Annotated in this window: 17 protein-coding genes and 1 tRNA gene; 7 read left to right on the top strand and 11 right to left on the bottom strand. The window is 56.7% G+C overall.

Annotated features, from left to right (window positions below):
- Positions 1 to 39: 39 nt before the first annotated feature.
- The 6 genes from ACWHWP_RS19600 to ACWHWP_RS19575 all read right to left on the bottom strand — a co-directional run bounded on the left by ACWHWP_RS19600 (position 40) and on the right by ACWHWP_RS19575 (position 14138).
- A complete protein-coding gene (locus ACWHWP_RS19600) occupies positions 40 to 387 on the bottom strand; it encodes a BlaI/MecI/CopY family transcriptional regulator (RefSeq protein ID WP_447754464.1) in 348 nt (115 codons plus the stop codon).
- A gap of 154 nt (positions 388 to 541) precedes the next feature.
- Positions 542 to 1108 carry an Ail/Lom family outer membrane beta-barrel protein gene (locus tag ACWHWP_RS19595; protein ID WP_447754461.1) on the bottom strand — a complete coding sequence of 189 codons (567 nt, stop codon included), beginning with the start codon at positions 1106 to 1108 and terminating at the stop codon, positions 542 to 544.
- 30 nt (positions 1109 to 1138) lie between these two features.
- Complete coding sequence (locus ACWHWP_RS19590) at positions 1139 to 1381, bottom strand: hypothetical protein (protein WP_447754458.1); 243 nt, start codon at positions 1379 to 1381, stop codon at positions 1139 to 1141.
- Positions 1378 to 11916: a hemagglutinin repeat-containing protein gene (locus tag ACWHWP_RS19585; protein WP_447856174.1), complete on the bottom strand. Its 10539-nt coding sequence runs from the start codon at positions 11914 to 11916 to the stop codon at positions 1378 to 1380. Before ACWHWP_RS19585 ends, ACWHWP_RS19590 begins: the two co-directional genes overlap by 4 nt.
- A gap of 51 nt (positions 11917 to 11967) precedes the next feature.
- A complete protein-coding gene (locus tag ACWHWP_RS19580; RefSeq protein ID WP_447754452.1) occupies positions 11968 to 12495 on the bottom strand; it encodes a toxin-activating lysine-acyltransferase in 528 nt (175 codons plus the stop codon).
- A 2-nt stretch (positions 12496 to 12497) separates the two neighbouring features.
- Positions 12498 to 14138, bottom strand: coding sequence for a ShlB/FhaC/HecB family hemolysin secretion/activation protein (locus ACWHWP_RS19575; protein ID WP_447754749.1), 1641 nt, complete (start codon positions 14136 to 14138; stop codon positions 12498 to 12500).
- 155 nt (positions 14139 to 14293) lie between these two features.
- Between ACWHWP_RS19575 and ACWHWP_RS19570 the strand changes: the two genes are divergently transcribed.
- Entirely contained in the window at positions 14294 to 14455 is a 162-nt protein-coding gene (locus tag ACWHWP_RS19570) for a hypothetical protein (RefSeq protein ID WP_447754449.1), read from the top strand.
- Positions 14456 to 14457: 2 nt separating this feature from the next.
- Here the strand turns inward: ACWHWP_RS19570 and ACWHWP_RS19565 are convergent, their stop codons facing one another.
- From ACWHWP_RS19565 to ACWHWP_RS19555, 3 genes are all read right to left on the bottom strand, one after another.
- Positions 14458 to 15717, bottom strand: coding sequence for a tyrosine-type recombinase/integrase (locus ACWHWP_RS19565; RefSeq protein ID WP_447754446.1), 1260 nt, complete (start codon positions 15715 to 15717; stop codon positions 14458 to 14460).
- A gap of 159 nt (positions 15718 to 15876) precedes the next feature.
- Positions 15877 to 15952: transfer RNA gene (locus tag ACWHWP_RS19560), tRNA-Phe, on the bottom strand.
- A gap of 95 nt (positions 15953 to 16047) precedes the next feature.
- Positions 16048 to 16764 carry a DUF554 domain-containing protein gene (locus tag ACWHWP_RS19555; protein ID WP_047347883.1) on the bottom strand — a complete coding sequence of 239 codons (717 nt, stop codon included), beginning with the start codon at positions 16762 to 16764 and terminating at the stop codon, positions 16048 to 16050.
- Between the two features lie 180 nt (positions 16765 to 16944).
- Here ACWHWP_RS19555 and ACWHWP_RS19550 point away from each other — a divergent pair, with 180 nt between their 5' ends.
- Positions 16945 to 19080 carry an ornithine decarboxylase gene (locus ACWHWP_RS19550; RefSeq protein ID WP_447856173.1) on the top strand — a complete coding sequence of 712 codons (2136 nt, stop codon included), beginning with the start codon at positions 16945 to 16947 and terminating at the stop codon, positions 19078 to 19080.
- A 54-nt stretch (positions 19081 to 19134) separates the two neighbouring features.
- Here ACWHWP_RS19550 and ACWHWP_RS19545 read toward each other — a convergent pair whose 3' ends face one another.
- A complete protein-coding gene (locus ACWHWP_RS19545) occupies positions 19135 to 19827 on the bottom strand; it encodes a response regulator (RefSeq protein ID WP_059312232.1) in 693 nt (230 codons plus the stop codon).
- Positions 19817 to 21442, bottom strand: a complete 1626-nt coding sequence (locus ACWHWP_RS19540) for an ATP-binding protein (protein WP_063431644.1) — start codon at positions 21440 to 21442, stop codon at positions 19817 to 19819. The genes ACWHWP_RS19545 and ACWHWP_RS19540 overlap by 11 nt, the downstream gene beginning before the upstream one ends.
- A gap of 345 nt (positions 21443 to 21787) precedes the next feature.
- Here ACWHWP_RS19540 and ACWHWP_RS19535 point away from each other — a divergent pair, with 345 nt between their 5' ends.
- Genes ACWHWP_RS19535 through citE form a run of 5 tightly spaced genes read left to right on the top strand, consistent with a single transcriptional unit; the run spans position 21788 to position 26245 of the window.
- Positions 21788 to 23149 (top strand): 2-hydroxycarboxylate transporter family protein, encoded by a 1362-nt coding sequence (locus tag ACWHWP_RS19535; protein ID WP_047347887.1) that lies wholly within the window; start codon positions 21788 to 21790, stop codon positions 23147 to 23149.
- 17 nt (positions 23150 to 23166) lie between these two features.
- Positions 23167 to 24030 (top strand): fumarylacetoacetate hydrolase family protein, encoded by an 864-nt coding sequence (locus tag ACWHWP_RS19530; RefSeq protein WP_059312234.1) that lies wholly within the window; start codon positions 23167 to 23169, stop codon positions 24028 to 24030.
- Between the two features lie 10 nt (positions 24031 to 24040).
- The gene (gene citC, locus ACWHWP_RS19525; protein ID WP_059312235.1) at positions 24041 to 25063 is read left to right on the top strand and encodes a [citrate (pro-3S)-lyase] ligase; all 1023 of its coding nucleotides are present in this window, start codon (positions 24041 to 24043) and stop codon (positions 25061 to 25063) included.
- A 16-nt stretch (positions 25064 to 25079) separates the two neighbouring features.
- Complete coding sequence (gene citD / locus ACWHWP_RS19520; RefSeq protein ID WP_023333363.1) at positions 25080 to 25373, top strand: citrate lyase acyl carrier protein; 294 nt, start codon at positions 25080 to 25082, stop codon at positions 25371 to 25373.
- Positions 25370 to 26245 (top strand): citrate (pro-3S)-lyase subunit beta, encoded by an 876-nt coding sequence (citE, locus tag ACWHWP_RS19515; protein ID WP_032660024.1) that lies wholly within the window; start codon positions 25370 to 25372, stop codon positions 26243 to 26245. Before citD ends, citE begins: the two co-directional genes overlap by 4 nt.
- The last annotated feature ends 1 nt before the right edge of the window (position 26246 follow it).

Genomic DNA, 26246 nt, shown 5'->3' with positions numbered 1-26246 from the left:
GCGTAAATATCCGTGTCTGGTTAGCATACTGTAAGCTGTTCAGTTACTCTCGATTCTTTTAATGACTTCATTCATTTCGTCTTCATGCAGCGCCAGTAAAATTCGGGCCATTCTTTTAGCTTCCCCTTGATCTGACGAGCCATCCACAGATATTTCCTGAAGGCGTTCTGTGGTTAATACTGTTTGATTCTGCGATATAAAAAGGTAACTGCGTCCGTCTATCTTGATTTTTTTTAGCTCATTCTTTCTGACAAGTCTGTTTAGCTGGCAAAGAACTGAATCAGTCCGAATAGAAGGTTTTATTTTTTTATAGCGATCATGAATTTGTCTTGCTGTAAACTCTCCCGTTTGCTTTCTGATAAAATCAGTTAATGTTATTATTTGCATATTTTATATTTTAATCCCTTTGAAATATATGTTTGAGGCTAGTTTATCTAATTCCCTTCACCATCTGATCCGCTGAGCGGACCAGATGGTGTTCTAAAACGGGGAAACATATTTCCTCTATGGTTATATTTAAACCATAAGTCTGAAAGGATGATCAGAACCGGTAACCCATACCAACGTTAAAACCGTTAACAGAACGATTACCGTCAAGATTAGCATGAGTCCCTTCGTAACCAACATTGACTGATAAATAATCAATGGGGTTGAATGTTACACCAAATCCGTAGGCGAAAGAGGTGGTTTTTTCCGATATCCCTTCGTGATTTACGAAGTTATCTGTGACATTTATCCAGCGGGTATTCCCGGTCGCTTTGATATGTGCAACACCTCCCAGGGCATACAACGACACGTAATCATTAATACGGTATGCTGGACCAGCAAGGAGAGAATAATACTTTGCATCAATATGATTATTGACAGAGTCCCCTGAGAGCAAATAATTTTGTTCATCATCACCTTTCATATATGTAAAGGATGCGAGAACACTGAGTGGATTGTTAAACTCATAGCGGTATTGCAGGTTTACACCGCGAATATCCTTGAAATCCTGTATTTTGCTTTGCGCATAACCAACAGAAATCGTATGGTTATCAGCAAATGCCATGCTGCTTACGCCAGTCATTGTTGTAGTCAGTAGCATTGCGATATATGTGTTTTTCATATCTATTCCCTTTCCTTTATCATGGCGATTTTACTCAGACGGTGGCTTACGAGTTCGATACTTATCTGTCAGGTTAAAAATAATAGCTGCTATAGTGATGGCTGCACCTGCGATTAAACTTTTTATGAAGCCGCTGGTAATGCCGTTAAGAGTTAAAAATAGATTGTTTGAATGGATTAATCCCATGACAATGCGAATAATTAAACTTAATGCAAAAAATGCACTTGAGTAATACAGGAACATTAGTATGTACTTGAAGGCGATTCTCATCATTTATCACCTTCTTTATCTTTCACGATTTCTTTACCAATATCACCAATTTGCTCAGAAATATATGCTCCGCCGATTTCATAAATAAATCCAGGAAGCTCCTTCCCGGTAACTGAGTTTACAAATCCCGGAGCATGCTCTGCAAACTTCCCGCCAAGCCAGGCTCCTGCGGCGGCACTACCCATAGAACCAGCATCTGGCCCATCAGTAAAGAATGCACCTCCGGCAGCTATACCGACGTTTTGCCAGACGCCTCTTCCCGGTGAAAGCATTCCGGAAATTCCGGCACTTGTACTACTCCTGTAATCCCATGTTTTACGCTGACTTTCAGGTAAACTCAGGTTTTCTGCGCTGTTAATATCTAACCATTGATAAGTACCGTTAACAATCTCTGCAATCGCTCCGCCAGCGATCACTTTACCAACTGAGGCCGCAGGGCCGAGATACCACGCCCCGGCAATCATCACGCCATCCTGATAACCTTCAACAATTACTTTGGTTATATTCGCGCCTTCCGGCAAATCACCCCTGGCAATGTTATCTAGCCCGGCTTGCTTTTGTTCCAGCGTCAGCCCCTTGTCCTCAGCATGCTGATTCCATGATGATACTGCGTTTACGTAATCAGCCATTCCCTTACCAAAACTTCCGGGATTAAAGTTATTGTTTTCAACGGTCGTTTTACCTGACTGTGCACCGGCAAGGGCCGACGAGGTACTGTCACCCGCAATTCCACCCGCAATACCGGAGGCAATGGTCGCCAGCGCGCTGATGGTCTGTTTCTCGGTTTCGCTCAGTTCACTGACGGGTTTGCCGTACATTTCCTGCGCTATCATCCCCATCACTTCACCGGTCGCAGCGCCTGCTGCACCCGCCAGGGCATTCTGCCCCTGCATACTTGCCAGTACCGCATTCGCCACGGCATGGGCCGCTATTTTAGCGGCTTTGTCATCGTCACCCAGACCGGAATGGTGACCGATAGCTTCTGCCACATATGGCGCAGCCGCTCCCGCAATGGCCGCATTCATATCACCACCGGCAAGCCCCTGCGCTGCCGCTGATGCGGCCTGTATCATCTGCTGGTATTTGCCGCCGGTCCCCAGACCGGAGGCGTTCATCGCCTCGTTATACGCCGTCTGGTATATCTGATTCTGGATATCCGTTTCCGTAATCTCTGTCTTACCCTGTTTTTCCAGGGCTGTAAGGGCTGCTGCTCTGTCGGCACCGGTAACATTTTTCATCTTCTCCTGTGCCGCTTTCGTGGCGGCTATATCGCCTTCCGTGCGGGCAATATCCGTGGCCTGGTTACTGATTTCACCGATGAGCTGCGCCTGGTCAATCTTCTGCTGCTCTTTCTCTTTATCAAATATCTGACCAATACTGCCATTGGCGTTCGCCGTGTCGCGGGACAGATCATCCACATTCTGCTGCTGGCTGTCCTTATCGCGGATGATAATATTTCCGCCGCTGATGGCCGATGACGTTGTCCCTTCGGCACTGCCGCTGCTGTTGACACCCGTCAGCAGGCTGTTCGCCATATTCCCGGCAAACTGACCACCGATACTGCCGCCGCTGCTCATCCCGACACTCTGGTGTTCAGTCTTATATTCTGCCTCGTTGTGAATATCGCTCCAGCCAAGCGTCCCCGTATCCAGACGGTTTTTATCTTCGCTGGCAGATGACGCAATCACCGCGCCATCAAGCTGAGTGTGTCCGCCGACCTTAATATCAAAGCCACCACTGCCTGCGGTGATACCGCTTTGTTCATTGACCGACTGATAGTTGCTGTCCATTTTATCGCGGCTGGCATTCACGCTGGCTGAACCGGACATGGAGCCAATGTTGAACGTACCACTGGCACTGACGTTTTGCTGTTTGCTGTGGTAGCTGTCGCTGTCCTGCTCGCTGCGGAGGGTCAGGTCCCGGCCAATATCAGCGGTCACGCTCTCCCCGCTGACCTGTGCCCCGATGAGGTTTGCATCACGTCCGCTGGTAATGGTCAGATTGTTACCCGCATCCACCGTGGTTTCGGTATGTGTGGTGCCATTGCCTTTCTCGCTGCCCTTTCCGGCATTGACGCTGGCGGAGACGCTGATACCCCAGCCCCCGGAGCCTGCGCCAATCCCCACGCCGACACTGCCACCTTTGCTTTCATTTTTACCGTCAAGCTTCGAGGTGTTCTCAGCCGAAATCAGGTTCACGTCGCGGTTTGCCGACAACAGCACATCATTACCGGCCTGCACCTGGCTGCCCTGAATCAGAATGTCGCCGTCCTGCCCCTTCTGCCCGCTACCGCTGGCAATCACCGTCATGTTGTTACCGGCAGTGAGACTGCTGCCTTTTGAGGTGGTCTGTTCGCTGGTTTGTGTGGATTTTGACGACTGGCTGCCGTAAGAGAGGCTGACACCAACGGTGTTGTTATTCTCTGCACTGTCGCCTCTGGCTTCGTCCATACGTACCGCCTGGGATGCCTGGACGCCGGATAATGCGGCCTTCACGCCCTGAAGGGCGGCAAGGCGGTCATTGTCACTTTCTTTCGCCTGGTTTGCTGACTGCACCGCGCCGTTAAGCGCACTGCCTGCGGCTCCCGAAAGGGCGAGGGTGAAGCCGGAACTCTTCTGCTCCACCTCGTGGGTCTGTTTACTGTTCTCTGTGGCTGACGTGACGCTGACGTTCTTCCCGGCAAGCGTCATGTCGTTACCGGCAATGATATCTGAACCATGGATGGCAAGGTCATTCCCTGCGGCCAGGGTGACATTGCCATTAACTGAGCCAACGGTACTGCCCTGATGCGTCACATTCTGCGCCGTATCGGTGACTTTAAGCGCCTGCGAGCCGTATGTCATACCGATACCACCGGTGCCGGAGAGTCCCGATTTCTTCTCCTGCTTCTGGTGGCTTTCTGAACTGCGTTCTTCTGCGGTGGTGATGGTCAGATTATTTCCGGCTTTCAGGCGCACATCATTATCACCGACAATGCCGCTGCCCTGTACCAGAAGGTTATTTCCGGCCCGCATGTTCACGCTGTCCCCGCTGAACAGGGAACCCTGTGCGGTTTCACGGTTCACCACATCATGGGTGGTGGTGGTTTTCTTCGAGAAAGCGCCGCTGCTGCCGGTATATTTGTGTTTTGATTCAAATTCGCTGCTGTCTGTCGCGGCGGTGATGCTGATATCCCGGCCTGCACCAATCCCCAGACTGCCACCGGCAGAGACCGTGGCGGCCTGCGCGTTCACATCCCGGCCTGCGACCATCACAACAGATCCTGCACCGCTGATTTCACTGCCGGTATGCTGCGTGGCAGACTGTTTCAGCCAGTTATTTTTATCCCAGGTGATACTGTCGCTGGCTGAGGTGGTGATGGTCTTCAGGTTCAGGTCACGTCCTGCATTCAGCACCGTCTGGCTGTTCTTGCCGCTGTTGACCACCTGCGCCCCGGAGAGACTGATATCCCGCCCGGCGGACAGCGAGAGTTTACCGTCCTCTCCCTGAACGTAAATGCCGCCCGTTCGTGCGAGGGTGGTGCGCTCAAAACGGTTATTTCCGGCGGTACTCTGCGCGCTGCGGGTGGTGGTCACCACGTTGATGTCGCGTCCGGCGCTGGCAAGAACGGTGTTATTTCCGCTGATAATCCCGCCGATATTGTTGATATCGGTTCTGGCCTGAAGGCTGACATCCGCCCCCTGGATGGTGCCCGCTTTATTGGTGATGTTCTCTGCGCTGAGCTGCACCGCCTCGCGTCCGCTGAGCGTCCCGCTGTTCAGCAGGTCACCCTTAAGCTGCATCACCACATTCTGACCGCCCAGCAGGGCGCCGGAGCCGTCAATATCCCCCGGCTTCACGCGGACATACACCTGCGGCACCATCACGGTCTGCCAGCTCCCGTCCGCAAGCTGTACCTGCGTGTTCACCAGCCACACCATATCCCCGGTCAGCAGGCTCATCTGCTCTGCGGTTAATGCCACGCCGGGAATGAGGTTATGCTGTTTACCAAAGCTTATCCCCGCATCCATCAGTGCCTTAAACTGCGCCTCATCGCTGCGGTGGTCCCCCAGATAGCGGCCACCGGTCAGGGCAACGATCTGCTCGCGAACCAGGCGCTGCTCGTAGTAACCGTCCCCCAGACGTTTATGCATATTGTCATGGTTCATGGCGAACGCATTCTGCATATAGTCGCTGCCGAGCCACTGTTTGTTATTCGTGAAGCGCGGATCGGTTTCCACCAGATACGCTGCGCCCGGCTCCGGATGCGTTCTGAACAGACTGTTATCCGGCAGACGCGTGTCCGGCCCGGTGACGCGCACCACAAGTGACGGCCCTGAATCACCGCTCACACCGCTGTTCACCGGAATTTCAAACTGCTGGCCGGGGGTCAGCACCACGGGCTGACGTGCCGGGATATCCCGCCCGGACAGCGCAGGAGCACCGGCAACGAGACCCGGCATCCCTCCCGACAGGTCAGGGCGACTGCCCGCGCTCACGCTCTGCATCCCCGGCGTCAGCGTACTGCTGTCCACACCGGCAGAAATACCACCGTTTCCTCTGATGGTGGTATCCGCGGCATGCTGTCCTGCTGCGGCGAGCTGAAGCCCGCTGCCGTTAACGCTGCTGTTGCCCTCCAGCCGTCCGGGCCTCAGCGTGATACTCTGTATCACCGTCGGCGGGACATAGTCAGACACCTGGGTGCGCTGTGAGTCCCCGCCTTTGTTACTTTTACGCGAATAGTGGGTGACGCTGCCCTCGTCGGTTATCCACCGCTGTCCTTCCGGCATCACGTTATCCACGGTATCCGCCACAATCCCGAGCGTACCGCCCGCCACAATCTGGCTTTTATCATTCAGCACGTGACCGGCGTTAATGGACAGGTGCCCGCCGGAAAGGATTTTCCCCGGATCGCTTTCCTGAATCACCTCTTCTTCGATGGTCCGGGTGTAGTCATACTCGTAAAAATTATCGTTATTGTGGCCCGTATCTTCCGGCGTGTTCAGGTTCAGCAGGCTGTCAGCTGAGTTATTGTCCACAAACACGCCGTCCGCATTCGCATCCCAGCGGTTCGGGGAGCCGTTATGCTGGTATTCGTGGATATGTTCCGTGGAGACCTGAACCACTTCAGTGGTGAAACGGTCGTTAATATTGTTGAGCTGCCCGACGGAGAGTGCCATATTTCCGGCAGACTCAATGGTCGAACTGTGGTTACTGAGTACGTCAGCCTGGCCTGTTGCCATCCCGCCGGCATCAAGCTGCCCGCCGAGGACCATATCACCGCCGCTGTAAATCAGCGCGTGATCGCGGTTATTGACCGTACCCGCACCGATATCCACACGCTCGCGCCCGGCAATAGTGGCGGCGGTCCCGTTTTCGGCCAGGTTATTGAGCGCGCCCGCCTGAATGCCGACATAATCCCCGTAGATACGCCCGGTGCCCGTGTTTGTCAGCGTTCCGGCCTTCAGCAGCGTCCGGTTGCCGTCAATCAGACCGTAGTTCGTCAGCGTGTCTGCCACCGTCAGCCAGGTATGGCCTGCGGCAATCTCGCCGGTGCCGGCGTTGTACAGGTTGCCGGACGTGAGGTCGAGTTTCGCTCCGGCCAGCAGTTTCCCGCTGTTGGTGACCCGACCGGGCGTGGTGAGCGTCAGATTACCGTTAGCAATCATCTCCCCGGTATTGACCATATCCTGGCGGCTGTTCAGCACCATATCCCCGAGGGACAGCAGCTGACCGTCCCCGCCGATGCGGTCAGCCTGAATGGTGACACGCTCCCCGGCCTTCACCACGCCGGCGGTATTGACCAGATTAAGGGCGGAGCCCTCCAGTGACAGCGTACCGCCTGCGGCAAGCTCGCCCCGGATGTTGGTGAGCGTCCCTGCGTTCGTGATGCCAAGACTCTGACCTGCCAGGAGCGTGCCGTTTGTGTTATCAAGCGTCTGAGTGCCGGCAACGACGTTCAGCCCCTCAATCCCTTTATCTGCGGCCTGCGTGTCGCGGTTAATCAATGATGCGGCGTTAAGGGTGACCGTGGCCCCGCTGCGGATAAGTCCCAGCGTGTTATCAATCACGCCCTGTGCGGCACTGACCAGCAGGCTGCCGACGCTCTGAATCTGACCGTTGCGGTTAACGAGGCGGTTCACGGTTAACGCGGTGGCATGTTCGCCCACCACACGCCCGCCGTTGCTGTTATCCAGCCACCCGGCCCTGAGTGTGAAATCACCTTTTGCCCCGAGGGTGCCGTTCCGGTTGTCCAGCCCCGCCGTGGCAAGCTGCATGGATGCCAGGCTGTAAATCGTGCCGCCCCGGTTATCGAGAAGATGGTCACGGGTATCCAGTATGACGCCACTGCCCTGAATCAGCCCGTCCCGGTTATCGGTATCACTGCCGGTGCTGAGTCTGAGCTGCTCCAGCGCCACCAGGGTCCCGCTGATATTACTGAAACGCCCGGTATCCAGTACGGCCTGTTTCCCGGCGAGCAGCAGACCACGATCATTAAGCAGCGTGGCGGAGGTGATATGCATATTGCCCTGGCTGGTTATCCCGCCGGTGTCGCCGCTGTTGCGGTTACTGATGTCCCCGACGGTCAGCGTCATGTCCGCGCCGCTCTGTACCAGCCCGCCGTTATCGTTGTCCAGCCGCTGGCCGGTTAGCGTCATGTTGCCCTGTGCAGCAATCTGCCCCTGGCGGTTACCGGTCTGGCTGATGTCCAGAGCGGCATCACCGCCGGTGACCAGCACGCCCTGTACGTTATCCAGGCGCGTGGCGGCAATCGTCAGGTTTTCACCCGAACTGACCACGCCTTCCCGGTTGTCCAGCGTATCCGCCAGCGTCAGTGCCATTTCCCGTGCGGCGCTCAGCGTTCCCCCGCGATTGTCAACGGACTGCCCGCTCAGGGAGAGGGCATTTTCCGATGCCAGGACGCCGCTGCGGTTGTCGACGGTGGTGGCCTGAAGCGTGGTGTTCCCGGCCCCCGCCAGCAGGCCGTTCTGGTTATTCAGTGTTCCGGATGTGACATCGAGCGTCCCGAAACTGATTATGCCCCCGCCTGTCGTTTGCGTGTCGCGGTTACTGAGTGTGTTGCCGTGGGTATTGATGTGCATATCGCTGCCGGACTGTATCAGACCGCGATCGCTGTTTATTGCGCCCTGTGCCAGCAGAACCAGCGTCTGCCCGGCGGCCATCAGACCGTCCTGATTATCCACCGCCCCCGTCGTGAGGAGGGCAGCCCCTGCGGCAACCAGACTGCCTTCGCGGTTATCCAGCGCGCCGCTGTTAATCTGCAGTACTGCAGCGGAGAAAATGCCACCGCTATCTTCCGTCTGGCGGTTGCTGAGACTGTTGCCCTGCGTGTCAAGGCGCATGTCCGCCCCCGACTGTATCAGTCCCGCGTCATTAATGAGCGGTCCGCTGACCCGTGCCGACAGCGCATCCTGCGCAACAATGACGCCCGACAGGTTATTCAGCCGGCCCGACTTTATCTGAATGGCGCGGTCTGATACCACGGCACCGCTTTCGTTGTCGAACTCTCCCGTGGCGAGAGAAAGGGCCTCCCCGGCCAGGATACCGCCGGTGCTGAGGGTGTCCTTATTAATCAGCTGATAACCGTGCGTATCCACTGTCATGCTGCGGGCCGCCTGAAGCAGACCCGCTGTGTTATCCAGCAGGCCGGAGGCGGATAACGTCATGTCCCCGGCAGAGACCAGGGCACCTTCGCGGCTGAGCAGGGCGCTGGCGTGAAGGGAGACATCGCTGTCAGACAGTATCAGTCCCCGTGAGTTGTCCACATCGCCCGCGTTCAGCGTCAGCCGGTCACCCGCGACCAGTCCACCGGACTGAAGGTTTTCACGGTTACTAAACCAGTTTGCGTGCGTGTCAATGTCCATCCGGCCGGTGGACTGTATAAGCCCCCGGTCATTATTCACGGTCCCCTGTGCGCTGAGGTTCAGTAACGCCCCGGCGGCCAGCACGCCGTCCTGGTTATTCACGGAGGCTGTGGTGAGGCGGGTTTCGCCCCCGGTAATAAGGACGCCCCGGGCATTATCCAGCATCCCGCTGCGAAGCGTCAGCGCTGACTGCGCATATATCCCGCCGCTTTCGCCGCTGTTCCGGTTCGTGAGCGCCTGACCGTGGGTGTCCACCGTCAGGTCACGACCGGCCCGGAGAAGCCCGGCATCGTTGTTCAGCTCACCGCTGCTGACGGAGAGATTATTCTGTGCGGCGATAGCACCATTCTGGTTACTGAACGCGGCGCTGCCCAGCGCAAGGGTGACGTTATCCCCGACCAGCAGTCCCTGTCGCGAATCCAGTCCGTCAGCCGTGACCTGCACATCGCGTTTTGCCGCAATCTGCCCGGTCATATTCGTCAGTGCACCGTCACTGGCAATGGTCACACCGCCCGTCTCTGAACTTATCAGCCCCCCGTCATTATGAAGCTGCCCGGTGGTGACGGTGACGTTCCCGGCTGCGGCCATCAGACCTTCACGGCTGTCCGCCTGAGCCTGGGCCTTCACCGTAAGACTTCCCGCCCCGGCGGCCAGTACCTGACCTTTCCGGTTATCCAGACCACGGGTGCCTAACTGAACGCTGCCATTCGCGGCAATGACGCCACCCCGGTTATCGGTGTTCTGACGCACCGCCAGCACCATCGTGCCGTGACCACTCTGAAGAAGCTGCCCGTCGCGGTTTGAGAGGGTATCCGCATCAATACGGATACCGTCTGCCGTGGTGGTACTGCCGTCCAGCACAAGGTTTTGTCCCTTCAGCGCCAGCGTACCGGATGAGGACAGCGTACCGTTATCGCCGAGGAAGGTGGCTGAGGATACCGTCAGGGCACCGCTGCCCGCATGGATAATCTCCCCGCTGCGGTTATCCAGCGTGCGGGTGTTCAGCGTCAGGTCACGGGCGTTGGTCGCAATGCTGCCTTTATGGTTTTCAATGCCGTCCTGGTGGTTCAGCACCAGGGCATCCGTACCGCTCTGGACAATCCGGCCCTCATTATTCTGAAGGCGTTTTGCGGTCAGCGAGAGCTTATCCGCGGCCAGCAGTCCGGCGTTATTATTCAGCGTCCCGGTGGTGGTGGCTTTCAGCGCCCTGCCGGCAATGACCTGCGCCCCGGCGGTACTAAGGCTCTGCTGTTTTGCATCGAGGGTGATGTTTGTGGCCTGCATTCTGCTGGCTGACGCATCCAGTCCCTGAGCAGACATATGGATATCACCGCCTGCCACATTCAGGCCGTGCGTGTCCAGCTTTCCTGAGGCGGTGAGTTTCAGGTCACCACTGGTGCCGGTTTTTCCATCAGACTGCACGCCTGCCGCCAGCGTGCCGGACCCGGTACTGGTTATCCGCGAACCTGAAAGCGTAACGTGGTTCCGCGCGGCCATCGTGCCGCTGTTATGCACGCCAGACGCGGCGGATACCGTGGTGCTGTCGGATGACCACACCGAGCCGCTGTTAGTGATGTTGCCGGAGGCACTGACGCTGAGTGATTTTTGCGACAGCATGCTGCCGCTGCTGATGACATCCCCGTTCGCGCTGACATGCAGCGCATCACGGCTGCTGACCTCTCCGCTGTTCTCAATACGTCCGTCGGCGGTGATGGTCACCAGCCCGGCTTCGGTGCCGATATGGCCTGCGTTACGCACGCCGACGCCTTTCTCGGTCCCGCGCAGACGAATTTTCCCGGCATACATCCCGCCCACCTGAGCCACATCCAGCGCCAGCTGCGGTCTGGTGCTGCCGTTGTCCGCAAGGACTGTGGTCTGTTCATGTGCCGCATCCACCCGGTTACGTCCGGTGGTGACCTTCAGGTCGTTTGCATGGACAGCGGCATTGACCCTGACGGCACGGGCAATAATGTCGGTGTGGCCCTGGCGGGAGGCGTCCAGCCCCTTACCGTCCACGGTAATCTCACCGCGTTCGACCTGGTAGCCGGTCAGGTTACCGTTCTGCATCTGAGGCGTCCCGGTCGTCAGCGTGATGCGCCCTGCATTGATAAATCCACAGCCGCTACAGCCGATCCCCGCCGGGTTTGCAATGACGACCTGTGCTTTCTGGCCCGCCACTTCAATGTAGCCATTCAGACGACTCGGATTGCGACCGTTTACCTCATTGAGGATAATTTTCGCCTCACCTTTTGCCAGCCACGGGTTAGCGGAGACCATTCCCCCGAGCTGTGTTGACGTGTTTTTGCGGGCGTTATTGAGAATGACACCCTTCTGGTCAACATCGAACTGGCTGTACGTGTTGCGCGACACGCCACCGGCGGACGGCGTCTGGATGTTAACCTGAGGTGTACCGTTAGCGGTGCCGATAACCGTGGGATGCTGGTTACCCGGCGCGGATTTGTCGGCAATAATGGCCGCCTGCACCGGCTGTATGACGCCTGACGCCAGCCACAGACTGAAGCTGATGGCGCTTACCCTGCTGACCCTTCGTGAATGGGTGTGGCCGATACCGGAAGAGGGCGACGCGCCGGAACAGGCGCGGGCAATCTCCGCCACCACCATCAGCATGCCACGCGCCTTGTTAAACACAATCCGGTATAACAGCCTGTTCATCGTCCCTGCGTCCTTATCTGCTTATTGTTGTGTTGTTGTCGGTGTATTTCATTAATACTGACGTAATCTGCTGTCTGGCCGTGTGTTCAGTACCCATGCCTGAAATTCGCTGCGTGTGACATGATGTCCACGAAACGTTTTAATGTGCGCCCCTTTCTCTTCCCCCCGGTGCCAGAGGGAACGGGCACAGTAATGGGGCATGATTTCGTGGCGCAGCAGACGAAACATTTCCGGGGCATGACCGAAGGGGGCGATAAAATCCCGGAACCACATCCGGTCACCGTTGCACCAGTCATCTTCCTTTATCATCACGCCGGGTTCGCTGAGATAACGCGCCTCAGCGTCTTCGTTCATCCACATCCAGCTCAGAAAGAACACCGGACGTTCACCCTCAGAGACCAGGACATACTGCTGATTTTTAATCACCGGCAGCAGCACGGTGGGCAGTACGCACAGCGGTGCATACCGGTGCATGGGCGAGTGCATCCACAGCCAGACGGCTGCGCCAAGCGCTTCGGCTTCGGATACCTGCCCGCCGAGAAGCAGCGGAGCCTGTACGAAAAACCGTCCGCATCGCATGGTCAGATATCCAGATTCAGGCTGAAGCCAAACGTGGCCGGGCTGGTTTTAAAGCCCTCAGGGCGGGAGAAGGGAACACCGGCAAACAGGTCATAACCGATTTTCCGGACGCTGCCGCGCAGTCCGGCGGCTCCACCGGCCAGATGCGAACCCGTCAGGTATTCCGCCCCCTTGCCACCCACCTCGCCGTAGTCTGCCGCCAGGTAAAACTCAGCACCCGGTAACGGCGTCTGCCAGGAGAGGTCATTACGAACCGTCCAACCCCGGTCCGCATTCAGTGTGCGTTCACCGTCAAAACCACGCACGGTATAGCGTCCCCCGATGGAGAACTGGTCCTGCGATGTCAGCGGGGTGTTGCTGGTCTGGCGCTGCCAGGCCACGTCATAGCGGAAGGTCTGTCCGGCAAGGTCAAAGGGGAGACTCAGACGGGCATCGGTACGCAGAATACGGCTCAGGGCGGTGGCCTCATCTGCCCACTCTTCGGGCGCGGGTTGCGCCCCGAACCACCGCGTACCGCGCTGGTAACTGATACCGGCGTCCAGCGTGACCGGGCCGATATAGTGCCGGTGCGAAAGACCGGCTTTCCATGAGGAGACATGGCGACGCTGGACGTCCACCTCGGTGTCGTTGATATAGTTGCGGGTGGTACGGGTCTGAACATCGAGGGATGCCGACGTTTTTTGTGCACTGCTGCGGTGCAGCACCCGGCTCAGCAGTGCCGTGAGGCTCTGGCTTTTACCGCTGTAGCGGTAATCCTCAAAATACCCGGCGACAGTCTGGTGATAATGGTAGTCACTGCCGGTAAGACCAAACGACCAGTACCCCACAGGAACAGACCAGTGAGCGCTGAGGTTCTGGTTACCTTTTTCGCGTCCGGTCTGTAAGTCGTGGCTGGCTGAAAACCAGAATAAATCACTCAGCGCCAGTGGGTTATCCAGCGAGAGCGTCAGCCCGCCCTGATAGCGTCCGGTGGAGGTGGTGCCGGAGTCGTCCAGCGACATTCCCAGACGCCAGAATTTGCTTTGCCGGCGGGAAATAATGATATCACTTTCGCCTGGCCGGTCTGATGGCAGGATTTCCATCTCTGCCTGTACGGTCGGCAGACGCTGAAGGTTCTCCAGTCCCTGCTCAATATCGCGTAAATCCAGCAGGTTGCCGGCACGGGCCGGAAAGGCGCTGTACATCCAGAGGTAATGACTGCTGTCCGGGGTCAGGCTCACCCGGTTAATGTTGCCGGGCACCACAGCCAGTTGCAGATGGCCGCTCTTCAAATCCTGAGCCGGTGCCAGCACGCGGGAGGTGGTCCAGCCGTGTGAAATCATCCGGTTCTGAAGACTGCTCATCAGGATATTTATGCCCTGCGCGCCCAGACACTGTCCTGCTGCCTGATTTGCCAGACGCTGTAACGGCAGCCAGCGCGGCAAATCACCGTGGCCGGAGAGCGTGACATCGTGGACGGTAAAACAAGGCTGCTCTTCAGGAAAAATGATTTTTCCGGATGCACTCACGGGAGAGGAGAGGTTAACGTCCGGAACCTGTGGCGTCAGATGCTCTTCCAGCGCCTGCTGGCGCTGCTGTTGCAGGATAAACTGCTCATCACCGGGCGCGGCCAGGGCGGAGAAACACGCAAACAACAAAGCCAGACCCGTGGCAGGCAAGACAAAATTGTCTGTCAGAGACCGACTCCGGAATTCCATTTCGACACAACCCCTTACAAAAGCAATGACAGGATTTACAAAATAACCGGAGGCACTGTATGGTCATAGAGCGGTTTTTGTCCATATAAAATGTACTGGATTTGTCTGAAAATGTTGTTTCTGGTGGATTTATTGGGAATATTCTTATGTTTATTTGTGTTGAGCAGGGGGCTGGTGTGAGCGTGGAGAATTATTTAACGGATGAGATCCCGGTGATCGTTGCTCACCGGGATGTATTGACAACGAAAGTCATCAGCCTGTGATGCTATGGTGTGGTCTGCTGTCGTACATAAATATAAGGTGCAATAAACCCTTCCCGATTCGTATCAAGATAATCGGACCACCATTGCATCATTTCCATGCGTTCATCAAGATGCTCTGCTTTATGGATATAGGCAGCACGTACATTACTACGTTCTCTGTGGCTCATTTGTCGTTCAATGGCGTCTTTTGACCAGCGACCTGACTCATTCAGGGCACTACAGGCCATCGTTCTGAATCCATGTCCACAAATGTCGGTTTGGGTATTGTAGCCTATAACGCGCAGGGCTTTATTTATGGTGTTTTCACTCATTGGTTTATTCAGTGAATGTGCACCGGGGAAGACAAACGGTGAATCGCCGGTCAGCAGTTTAATCTGTTTTAAAAGTGCAACGCTTTGCTGTGAAAGTGGAACCAGGTGCTCATCTCTCATTTTCGCGCCACGCTCTGAGAACCTGACGCCTTTCACGGCCTGACGTTGTGCGGGTAGCGCCCAGATACGGGCTTTCAGATTAAACTCATCCCAGCGGGCAAGTCGCAGTTCACTGGAGCGGAGGAACACATGAAGATTAAGTTCCAGTGCCAGACGTGTCAGCGTCCTCCCTTTGTAGTTATCTATCTTTTTCAGCAGGTCAGGGAGTTGTCTGAGAGGGAGGGCAGGGTGGTGCCGTGTGATGACCTGTGTTACTACTCCATCCAGGTCATATGCAGGATTATACTTCAGGGTTCCCTGCTGTACTGCATGGCGCATAATTTTGGTCAGGTACTGGCGTATCCGACCAGCAACATCATGGACGCCTTTATCATCAATGTTACGGATGAGTTGTGCCAGATGGCGGGTTTCGATTCGGGTGATATCCATCCCCCCGATCTCAGGGAGTACGTAACGATTCAGACATGTGAGAATTTTAGTGGCGTGACCATCAGACCAGAGTTTCAGACAACTGGTGTGCCATGAGATGGCGACAGACTTAAATGTCCGTGATTCATCAACGCTGCGAACAGAAGATTTGCGGAGCCGGGAAGGGCTTATTCCTTCAGCCAATAGTTTTCGGGCCGCATCGCGTGTCTCGCGAGCTTTTGCCAGACTGATTTGTGGATATGTGCCAAGAGCTAAACGGTTTTCCTTACCGTCGAACCGGTAGCGAAAATACCACAGGCGTGAACCGCTGGTTGATACCAGAAGATATAAGCCCTGTGCATCGGTAAGTTTGTAGGATTTATCGAGGGGTTTTGAGGAACGAATTTTACTGTCGTTTAACATTAGGGTCTCTCCAGTTTATCGAACTGAACGACCCGCAGTCTGACCCCAAATTTTTCGGATACGAAGGGATAAATCAAAACGTATCAGAAAGAGTTTTTACGCTAACTTGCTGAATTACATGACTATAAGAATTCATAAGGAAACGTAAAAAAAGAAAGATGGTGCCCGGACTCGGAATCGAACCAAGGACACGGGGATTTTCAATCCCCTGCTCTACCGACTGAGCTATCCGGGCAACGGGGCGCATTAAACCCGATTCACTCTCCGCCGTCAACGAAAAATGTTGTTTTCGTTACAGACTGCGCAATCTCTCACCATTTCGCCGCTTCCTTAAGCGAAAAAGTGCGTCCAGAGTGCGGAAAGCGGCATGGCAAGCAGCAGCGCGGGCAGCATATTCACCACGGCGAACATCTTAATCCCGCAGATGCGCAAGCCTGTCGCCAGCAGCAGCAGGCCACCGACGGCGGTGAAGTCCGCCATCATCGCCGGCGTGGTCAGCGGGAGAATCAAGGTGGCGCAGGTGGCGAGCGCCAGCTGGATCAGCAACATCGGGACGCAAATCGCCGCAACGGCGACGCCAAGGGTGGTGGCGAAAATGGTGGCGGTGAAGAAATCCAGAAACGCCTTCGCAATTAATATGCTCGGATCGCCCGTCATGCCTTCCTGCATCGAACCGAAAATCCCGGTGCCGCTGGCGCAAAACAGAATGATGATGGCGACATAGTTCTGAATAAATGACTCGTGCGTGCCGTGTTTCGCCTTGCCGCCCGGTCGGGCAATCAGGTTTTTGGCTTTACTCACCGCACTGTTAATACCTTTTTCCAGATAGCAAAATTCGCCAACGAGCGCGCCGAGAAGGGTGGCCAGCACCATCACGGGCAGGTTGGCGCATTTGATGACTAAAAGAATACCGATCCCTAATGATGCCAAGCCGAATATTGAGGGCATGGAGGTGCGAATACGCTCCGGCAGCCGCTGGCTCAGCACTGCGCCGAGTACGCCGCCCAGTAATACGGCGCCTGCGTTGATAAATGGCCCGATAACCACGCTTAACTCCTGTTACTTACTCATTGGTTTTGCATGATTATGACATGCTTCTGCTTTATGGCCGTTAGGTTTGGGTGATTAATTGCATAAGGATTCCCTGTTGCGGCTAAAAATAAAAGGTGACATTATTGCGCGAATTTTCTCCTCCTGTCTCACCGCTCGGTGAGGGTAACTGCGCTTATGAAAACCATGAAAATCGCCGTCAGCCGCGAGCTGCTCTCTACCGTGTCTACGCACCGCGAAAAGGTGACGCTGGATAACACGGATTTCACCGATGTGGCGGCCGTCGTCATGACGACGACGGAAAGTCGCAGCGGCATTCTCGCGTTGCTGAAACGCACGGGCTTTCAGCTTCCGGTGTTCATTTTCTCGCAGGAGCCCACGGAAGCGCCCGACGGCGCTACTGCGGTTATCTCGGGTAAAGCTCAGGAGTTTCTGGAGCTCGAGAGCGCTGCCAGCCGCTACGAAGAGAACCTGCTGCCGCCCTTTTTTGACACCCTGAGCCAGTATGTTGAAATGGGCAACAGCACCTTTGCCTGTCCGGGCCACCAGCACGGCGCGTTTTTCAAAAAGCACCCGGCAGGGCGCCAGTTCTATGATTTCTTCGGTGAGAACGTGTTTCGCGCCGACATGTGCAACGCCGACGTGAAGCTGGGCGATCTATTGATCCACGAAGGGTCCGCCAAGCACGCGCAAAAGTTCGCGGCGAAAGTGTTCAACGCGGACAAAACCTACTTCGTGCTGAACGGTACGTCGGCGGCCAATAAGGTGGTGACCAACGCGCTGCTGACCCGCGGGGACCTGGTGCTGTTCGATCGTAACAACCACAAATCCAACCACCACGGGGCGCTGATCCAGGCGGGTGCCACGCCGGTTTATCTTGAGGCAGCGCGTAACCCGTTTGGATTTATTGGCGGGATTGACGAGCACTGCTTTGACGATGGGTATCTGCGGGAGCTGATCCGCGAGGCGGCGCCGGAAAAGGCCGACGAGGCGCGACCGTTCCGCCTGGCGATCATTCAGCTTGGCACCTACGACGGGACGATCTACAACGCCCGTCAGGTGATCGACAAGATCGGCCACCTGTGCGACTACATTCTGTTTGACTCCGCGTGGGTGGGCTACGAGCAGTTCATTCCGATGATGGCGGAAACGTCCCCGCTGTTGCTGGAGTTGAACGAGAACGATCCGGGCATTTTTGTCACCCAGTCGGTGCACAAACAGCAGGCCGGGTTCTCGCAAACGTCGCAGATCCATAAAAAGGACAACCATATTCGCGGCCAGGCGCGTTTCTGCCCGCACAAGCGCCTTAACAACGCGTTTATGCTGCATGCTTCAACCAGCCCGTTCTATCCGCTGTTCGCGGCGCTGGATGTGAACGCAAAAATCCACGAAGGGGAAAGCGGGCGCAGGCTGTGGGCGGAGTGCGTCGAGCTGGGGATTGAAGCGCGCAAGGCGATCGTTGCGAATTGCCATATGATCAAACCGTTTATCCCACCGGTGGTGGCGGGGCGGCCGTGGCAGGATCATCCGACACACGCCATTGCCAGCGAGCTTCGATTCTTCAGCTTCGAACCGGGTGCCAAATGGCACGGGTTTGAGGGCTATGCCCGCGAGCAGTACTTTGTCGACCCGTGCAAGCTCCTGCTGACCACGCCGGGCATCGATGCCGAAACGGGGGAGTACACGGATTTCGGCATCCCGGCGACGATTCTGGCGCACTATCTGCGTGAAAACGGCATCGTGCCGGAAAAATGCGACCTCAACTCGATCCTGTTCCTGCTGACGCCTGCCGAAAGCAGCGAGAAGCTGGCGCAGCTGGTGGCGATGCTGGGGCAGTTTGAACAGCACATTGAAGACGACACGCCGCTGGCAGACGTGCTGCCGACCATCTTCCAGAAATACCCGGTGCGTTACCGGGATTACACGCTCCGGCAGCTGTGCCAGGAGATGCACGATCTCTACGTCAGCTTTGACGTAAAAGATTTGCAGAAGGCGATGTTCCGTAAGGAGAGCCTGCCGGAGGTGGTGATGAACCCGCAGGATGCGAACCGGGCCTACATTCGCGGAGAGGTGGAGCTGGTCCGCATACGGGATGCCGCAGGGCGCATTGCTGCCGAAGGGGCGCTGCCCTATCCGCCAGGCGTGCTGTGCGTGGTGCCGGGTGAAGTCTGGGGCGGGGCGGTGCAGCGTTACTTCCTGGCGCTTGAGGAGGGCATCAACCTGCTGCCCGGCTTCTCGCCGGAGCTGCAGGGCGTGTACAGCGAGAAGGATGCCGACGGGATTAAGCGGCTGTATGGGTATGTATTGAGATAGTGCGGGCTGCTGCCCTCACCCTAACCCTCTCCCAAAGGGAGAGGGAACGTTTCATCAAACCGCACTACGCTTGTACATCCTCCTCGGATGCCCGATCTTCCCGTACAGCATCTCCACGCTGAGAAACCCGGTCTCCACGCAGTGCTCCAGATAGCGCCGGGTGGTGGTTTTACTCAGTCCCGTCTCGCTCACGACCTCATCCACCGTAAAGCAGTGCGTCGCCTTGTCGTTGAACAGCGTCTGCACGCGCGCCAGCGTATTTTCCTCAATGCCCTTGCTGCCGTTGTCCTGGCGGTAGTTTTTCGCCTGTAGCTGATAGAGCGAATCGACGTTCTGCTGGTCGACAATCTTCCAGACGCGCTGCTGTTCGGCAAACTGCACAAACCGCTCCAGCGACTGGCTGAGCCGCTTCCAGGAGACGGGTTTGAGAATGTAGTCGAACGCGCCGTTGCGGATCGCCTGGCTGCAGGTGTCCATATCGCTGGCGGCGGTAATAAAGATCACCGAGCAGTTGGCGCGGGCCAGCATGGGGTTATTAATCAGCGAGATCCCTTTGCCGTCAGGCAGATAGTTATCCAGCAGCACGAGCTGCGGCTGTTTGCTTTCAAGCTCAGCCTGGGCCGCTGCCAGCGACGAGGCAATGCCCACCAGCCTCAGACGCGGATGCTTGCCTATCAGCTCCGCGTGCAGTTGCGCCAGCTCGCTCTCGTCTTCAACAATCAGTACGTCGATAAGTTCATGTTGCATAGTCGGTGTCTTCCAGTTGCCGGGCGGTTCCCGTGGCAGGGATAAACAATGAGAAAATGGTGCCGCGCGGCGTATTATCGGCAACTTCTATTGCGCCGCCAGCCTGAGTGACATAGCTTTCGATCAGATACAGGCCAATCCCATGATCGCCGCGTGTTTTGGTGGTGATGCCGCGTTCAAAGATCCTGTCGCGGATCTCCGGTGTAATACCAACGCCCTGGTCGGCCACTTCAATAATCAGCTCCTGTTCGCTGAGTTTTATCAGCACCTCCACCGGCGCGTGGGGAAGCGGTGAGCGCTGCGTTGCTTCGATGGCGTTATCCAGCAGGTTGCCAATAATCGAAATCAGCTCTTGCTCCCCCAGCGGCAGGAACGGCCTGTCCAGACGACACGCCGGGTCGAAACACAGCTCGACGCCTTTCTCCCGCGCGCGGGCGGCTTTGCCCAGCAGCAGGCCGCACAGGGTCGGGGAACTGAAGCGCGAAGAGATAAAGTCCAGCAGCTCCTGGGCATGCTCCGACTGCGCCTGAATGTAGCCAATCGCCTCCTCATAGCGGCCCATATGCAGCAGGCCGGACAGGGTGGTCATTCGGTTTAACTGCTCGTGGCGCATAATACGCAGGTTATCGACATAGCGTTTTACCTGGCTGAGCTGGGCGCTCAGCGAGTCGATCTCGTTGCGATCGCGGAAGGTGATCACCCAGCCCTGCAGCGACCCCTCAAGCATGATGTGCACCCGGCTGGCAATCACCGTGAGATCGTTAAAACGGCAAATCTCGTCATGGGTATCTTTCGCCAGCATCGTTTGCGTATCGAAGAACGGAACCGGATCGATAACCTGGCTTATCAGCTGCCCGCGCAGCTCCCGGGCGGGCTGGCTCAGGCCCAGCAGCTTGCGCGCCGCCTGGTTGATCACTTCAATCCGCCGCCGATCGTCAATGGCTATCACCCCTTCATAAATAGACTCCATCAGCGCCTTTTGCTGGCGCACCAGCAGCCCGATCTCTCGCGGCTCGAGGGAGAAGATCTGCTTCTTAATGCTGCGGGTAAAGAACCAGGAGAAAACAAAGAGGGCAAACAGCAGCAGCACGGCGGCAATCAGGATATTGACCACTTTACTGACGGTAATGGTATCAAGGTAGCTGGTGAGATAGCCTACCGAAACAATGCCGACCACCTGTCCGGCATCGTTGAAGATGGGGGCCTTACTGCGCAGCGAAATGCCCAGCCCCCCTTTGCGGATGGTGGTGGTGCTTTTACCCTGCAAAACGGCTTCATTGTCACCGCCTACCAGCGTCGTGCCCACTCTGTCGGCAAAGACGGAGTGAAAAAGATGCTGGCCCTTATTATCGCCAATCACAATAAAGCTGGCGTCACTGTGCGCGGACATCTTCTGCATAAAATCATGGATGGCGCTGATATTCTTTTGTTCGACTTCATCACGCAATGTCGGAATAAGCGCAATCTCTTCAGCCTGTATTTTGGCGCGGGCGCTCATTTCCTGATAAAGCTGTTTGCCGACATCGGCATAATAATATCCGCCCAGTAGCGCAAAAAGTACTGAGAAAAAGGCAACCAGCGAAATAAACAGCTTAATCTGGAAAGAGACTTTCATAACTATCACGCGAGGTAGCGACAAAGATCGCCAATATATCATCTTTTTTCGTGCGGATGCCCGCTTTGCCGAAAACTTGTGATCCCTTGCACAGCAGGGGATGTAAAAGATTTATCCTAAAGGCAGCGGTGCTTCAGGCTTCACGAATAAATGTTATTTGTTTGTTCAATTCAGAAAAGAAACCATAAAAACCACGACAATAAATAAGGCATAAATCACATTAAATAAAAGAAACCATTAAAACCATAGTGGCCATTAAAACTTCGCTTTTAATATGCCATTCCTCACATAAAGTAAGCCTTTGTGGCTCTAAGCTGAACGCACAAAATAACTAAGGGGCTTATTATGAGCACAACTGACGATTCTTTCTCTGTTACCCACGACCCGATTGAAATTCAGCGACCTTCGCTCAAAGAGCGCTGGTGGCATATTATGGATACCTGGAAAATCGGGATTATTCCTCTGCCGCTGTTCGTTCTGGCGGGCGTACTGATTGCTATTGATTGCCTGGGTGGAAAACTGCCGAGCGATATCGTGGTGATGGTGGCGACGCTGGCCTTCTTCGGCTTTGCCTGCGGCGAGTTTGGCAAACGCCTGCCGATTGTCGGCAAGCTCGGCGCGGCGGCGATTTGCGCTACCTTTATCCCTTCCGCGCTGGTCTATTACGGCCTGCTGCCGGACGTGGTGGTCGAGTCCACCACCAAGTTCTACAAATCCACCAACATTCTCTATCTGTACATTTGCTGCATTATCGTTGGCAGCATCATGAGCATGAACCGCACGGTGCTGATTCAGGGCTTCCTGCGCATCTTCTTCCCGATGCTGTGCGGTGAAATCGTCGGCATGCTGGTGGGGATGGGCGTCGGCCTGGCGCTGGGTCTTGAGCCGTTCCAGATCTTCTTCTTTATCATTCTGCCGATTATGGCGGGCGGGGTAGGGGAAGGGGCGATCCCGCTTTCCATCGGCTATGCCACCCTGCTGCATATGGACCAGGGCGTGGCGCTCGGTCGCGTGCTGCCAATGGTGATGCTCGGCGGTCTGACGGCGATCATCATCTCCGGCTGCCTGAACCAGCTTGGTAAACGCTACCCGCACCTGACCGGTGAAGGCCAGCTGATGCCTAACCGCGCGAATGCAGATGCTACCGTCTCTCAGCCTGCGTTCTCCGGCAAGGCGGACGTGACCACCATCGCCTCCGGCGCGCTGCTGGCGGTGCTGCTCTACATGCTGGGCATGCTCGGCCACAAGCTGATTGGCCTGCCTGCTCCGGTCGGCATGCTGTTTATGGCGGTGCTGGTGAAGCTCTGCAACGGCGCCTCTCCACGCCTGCTGGAAGGCTCGCAGGTGGTGTACAAATTCTTCCAGACCTCCGTGACCTACCCGATTCTCTTCGCCGTTGGCGTGGCCATCACCCCGTGGCACGAACTGGTGGCGGCGTTCACCGTCAGCAACCTGCTGGTGATTGTCAGCACCGTTTCTGCACTGGTCGCAACCGGCTTCTTCGTCGGCAAAAAGATTGGTATGCACCCGATTGATGTCGCCATCGTCTCCTGCTGCCAGAGCGGCCAGGGCGGTACCGGCGACGTGGCGATCCTGACCGCAGGCAACCGCATGAGCCTGATGCCGTTCGCCCAGATTGCTACCCGTATCGGCGGCGCGATTAACGTCTCTATCTCACTGCTGATTCTGGGCAACTTCCTCGTTTAAGTTTTCAGGAAAGAACAATGAAACTCGCAAGCTTTTTATACCAGGGAAAACGCAGCTACGGCATCGTCCAGGCCGACGGCGTGATTGACTTAGGCCGCCGTCTCGGCGACCGCTACAGCGACCTCAAGGCGCTGCTGCAGGGCAACGGGCTGGCGCAGGCCACCCGCTATCTGAACGATGCCGTGGACGTGCCGCTGAGTGCCATCACCTTCTTACCGGTGATTGTGCAGCCGGAAAAAATTCTCTGCGTGGGCATGAACTACGCCGACAAGCGCAAAGAGTTTGACCAGCATAACCCGGCCCCAACGCTGTTTGTCCGCTTCCCGGATTCACAGACCGGGCACAACGAGCCGGTGCTGAAGCCGCGCCACTCCAGCGAATTCGACTACGAAGGCGAGCTGGCAGTGATCATCGGCAAAGGCGGGGAGAACATCAGCCGCGACGACGCCCTGCGCCACGTGGCCGGGTACAGCTGCTACATGGACGGTTCCGCCCGCGACTGGCAGCACACCTGGTTTACCGCCGGTAAAAATTGGCGTCAGACCGGCGCGTTTGGCCCATGGATGGCGACGGCCGATGAGATCCCGGACCCACATCAGCTGGCAATCCGCACCTGGCTGAACGGCCGCATGGTGCAGGAAGACAACACCAGCAGCATGATCCACAAGGTGGCAGAGCTGATCGAGTACATCAGCACCTTTACCCGCTTAAGTCCGGGCGACGTGATCATCACCGGCTCCCCTGGCGGGGTGGGTAAAAAGCGTAACCCGCCGCTGTTTATGAAAGAGGGCGATCGCATTGAGGTGGAGATCGAGCATATCGGTCATCTGAGCAACGTGATTGTGGAAGCGCCAGCCGTCGGGCTTGCGGCGGCACACTGAGAAAGGCGGCATGAACAGTCAACCCATCGATTTTCGCCACACGCTGGTGGCGAAGCACCCGGAACGCTTAAGCCAGATCCGTTACCTGCTGGCAGACAGCGGCCTTGGCCTGGACAACGACATCACGCTGTTTGTCGAAGCCTGGTCCGGCCCGCAGCTGGTGGGTTGCGCAGGACTTGCCGCCAACGTCATCAAATGCGTGGCGGTCAACGAGCAGCTTCGCGGCGAGAACCTCAGCGCGCGGCTGCTGGCAGAGGTGCAAAATGCGGCGCTGGATCGCGGCCATTTTCACCTCTTCCTCTGCACCCGCCCGTGCAACCGGGAGCGCTTTGCCCGCAGCGGCTTCTGGCCGATTGCCCAGAGCGGAAACAACGCCGTGCTGATGGAGAACACCCCGCAGGGGATCGAGCGCTACTGCCGTTCGCTCTCGGCGAAGCGCAGGTGCGGGGAGAAAATTGGCGCGATAGTGATGAACGCCAATCCGTTCACCCTCGGCCATCGCCATCTGGTGGAGCAGGCAGCGATGCAGTGCGATGCCCTGCATCTGTTCGTGGTGCGTGAAGACGCCTCGTTCTTCCCGTTCAGCGCCCGCCTCGAGATGGTGCGCGCGGGCGTGGCGCATCTGCCGAACGTGGTGGTGCATGAAGGCTCGCAGTACATCATCTCCCGCGCCACCTTCCCGGCCTACTTCCTGAAGGAGACCGGCAAAGTGCAGCAGGCGTGGAGCGAAATCGACGTGCTGATCTTCCGGGACTTTATTGCCCCGGCGCTGGGCATCACGCACCGCTTCATCGGCTCGGAGCCCTTTTGCGACATCACCCGTCAGTACAACCAGACGCTGCATAACCTGCTGGCCTCGCATATTGAGGTGGTGGAAATGCCGCGCATCAAGGCCACCGGCAACGCCATTTCAGCGTCCGAAGTGCGCCGCTTACTGAAGACACAGCAGTTTTCCCGGATCCGGGAGATTGTCCCGGACTCCACCTTCGCGCATCTCGAAGCACACTATCGTGCGAGTGCGGAAGTCGCTTAACTACCAGGAATTTATCATGAAAATTGTAAGGGAGGCGCTGGCCGGAACGCAGGAGTCCAGCGACCTGATGGTGAAAATCGCTCCCGCTCACGGCGAGCTGGAGATAGTCATCCACAGTGAAGTGATTAAGCAGTTTGGCGAGCAGATTCGCCAGGTGGTCAACGACACATTGCGCGCCATGAACGTGCACCAGGGACTTATCATTATTGAAGACAAAGGGGCGCTGGACTGTGTGATCCGCGCTCGCCTGCAAAGCGCGCTGATGCGTGCCGCCGATGACCAGGCCATCAACTGGGGGGCGCTGAAATGAGCAAACTCCGCCGCAGCATGCTGTTCCTGCCGGGCGCCAACGCCGCCATGCTCTCAACCGCGTTTATCTACCGCCCGGACTCCATCATGTTTGACCTTGAGGACGCCGTCGCCCTGCGCGAGAAAGACACCGCGCGCATGCTGGTGTTCCACGCGCTGCAGCACCCGATGTATCAGGATATCGAAACCGTGGTGCGCATTAACCCGCTCAGTACGCCGTTTGGCCTGCTGGATCTGGAAGCCGCCGTGCGGGCGGGCGTGGACGTGATCCGCCTGCCAAAAACCGACACCCCGGACGATATCTACGAGCTGGAAGGCCACCTGGAGCGCATTGAACGTGAATGCGGACGCGAGGTTGGCTCCACCCGCGTAATGGCGGCGATCGAGTCGGCCATTGGCGTCATCAACGCCGTGGCGATTGCCCGCAGCTCCCCGCGCTTAATTGGCATCGCGCTGGCCGCCTTTGACTACGTGATGGATATGCAGACCGAGCGCGGCGACGGCACCGAGCTGTTCTACGCCCGCTGCGCCGTGCTGCACGCCGCACGCGCCGCGGGCATCGACGCCTTCGACGTGGTGTGGTCAGACGTTAACGACGAGGCCGGGTTCCTGCGCGAGGTCGATCTGATCCGCAAGATGGGCTTTAACGGCAAATCGCTGATTAACCCGCGCCAGATTGACCTGCTGCACAACGCCTACGCCCCGACGCAGGAAGAGGTGGATCACGCCAAAAGGGTGATTGAAGCGGCAGAAGAGGGCGAGCGTAACGGCCTGGGCGTAGTGTCGCTCAACGGCAAAATGGTGGATGCACCGATTATTAACCACGCGCAGGTGGTGCTGGAGCGCGCGGCGGCCTCCGGCGTGCGTCGGTAAG

Source organism: Enterobacter sp. WI-ESBL-E8 (assembly GCF_053364895.1).
This window is presented reverse-complemented; position numbering and strand designations above follow the sequence as displayed.

What these genes read in the sequence shown, in the direction of transcription:
- citC (WP_059312235.1), top strand. Translation starts at nt 24,041, where the DNA reads ATGAACAGTCAACCCATCGATTTTCGCCACACGCTGGTGGCGAAGCAC.
- ACWHWP_RS19545 (WP_059312232.1), bottom strand. Translation starts at nt 19,827, where the DNA reads ATGCAACATGAACTTATCGACGTACTGATTGTTGAAGACGAGAGCGAG.
- ACWHWP_RS19550 (WP_447856173.1), top strand. Translation starts at nt 16,945, where the DNA reads ATGAAAACCATGAAAATCGCCGTCAGCCGCGAGCTGCTCTCTACCGTG.
- ACWHWP_RS19540 (WP_063431644.1), bottom strand. Translation starts at nt 21,442, where the DNA reads ATGAAAGTCTCTTTCCAGATTAAGCTGTTTATTTCGCTGGTTGCCTTT.
- ACWHWP_RS19590 (WP_447754458.1), bottom strand. Translation starts at nt 1,381, where the DNA reads ATGATGAGAATCGCCTTCAAGTACATACTAATGTTCCTGTATTACTCA.
- ACWHWP_RS19595 (WP_447754461.1), bottom strand. Translation starts at nt 1,108, where the DNA reads ATGAAAAACACATATATCGCAATGCTACTGACTACAACAATGACTGGC.
- ACWHWP_RS19580 (WP_447754452.1), bottom strand. Translation starts at nt 12,495, where the DNA reads ATGCGATGCGGACGGTTTTTCGTACAGGCTCCGCTGCTTCTCGGCGGG.
- ACWHWP_RS19585 (WP_447856174.1), bottom strand. Translation starts at nt 11,916, where the DNA reads ATGAACAGGCTGTTATACCGGATTGTGTTTAACAAGGCGCGTGGCATG.
- citD (WP_023333363.1), top strand. Translation starts at nt 25,080, where the DNA reads ATGAAAATTGTAAGGGAGGCGCTGGCCGGAACGCAGGAGTCCAGCGAC.
- ACWHWP_RS19535 (WP_047347887.1), top strand. Translation starts at nt 21,788, where the DNA reads ATGAGCACAACTGACGATTCTTTCTCTGTTACCCACGACCCGATTGAA.
- citE (WP_032660024.1), top strand. Translation starts at nt 25,370, where the DNA reads ATGAGCAAACTCCGCCGCAGCATGCTGTTCCTGCCGGGCGCCAACGCC.
- ACWHWP_RS19600 (WP_447754464.1), bottom strand. Translation starts at nt 387, where the DNA reads ATGCAAATAATAACATTAACTGATTTTATCAGAAAGCAAACGGGAGAG.
- ACWHWP_RS19565 (WP_447754446.1), bottom strand. Translation starts at nt 15,717, where the DNA reads ATGTTAAACGACAGTAAAATTCGTTCCTCAAAACCCCTCGATAAATCC.
- ACWHWP_RS19530 (WP_059312234.1), top strand. Translation starts at nt 23,167, where the DNA reads ATGAAACTCGCAAGCTTTTTATACCAGGGAAAACGCAGCTACGGCATC.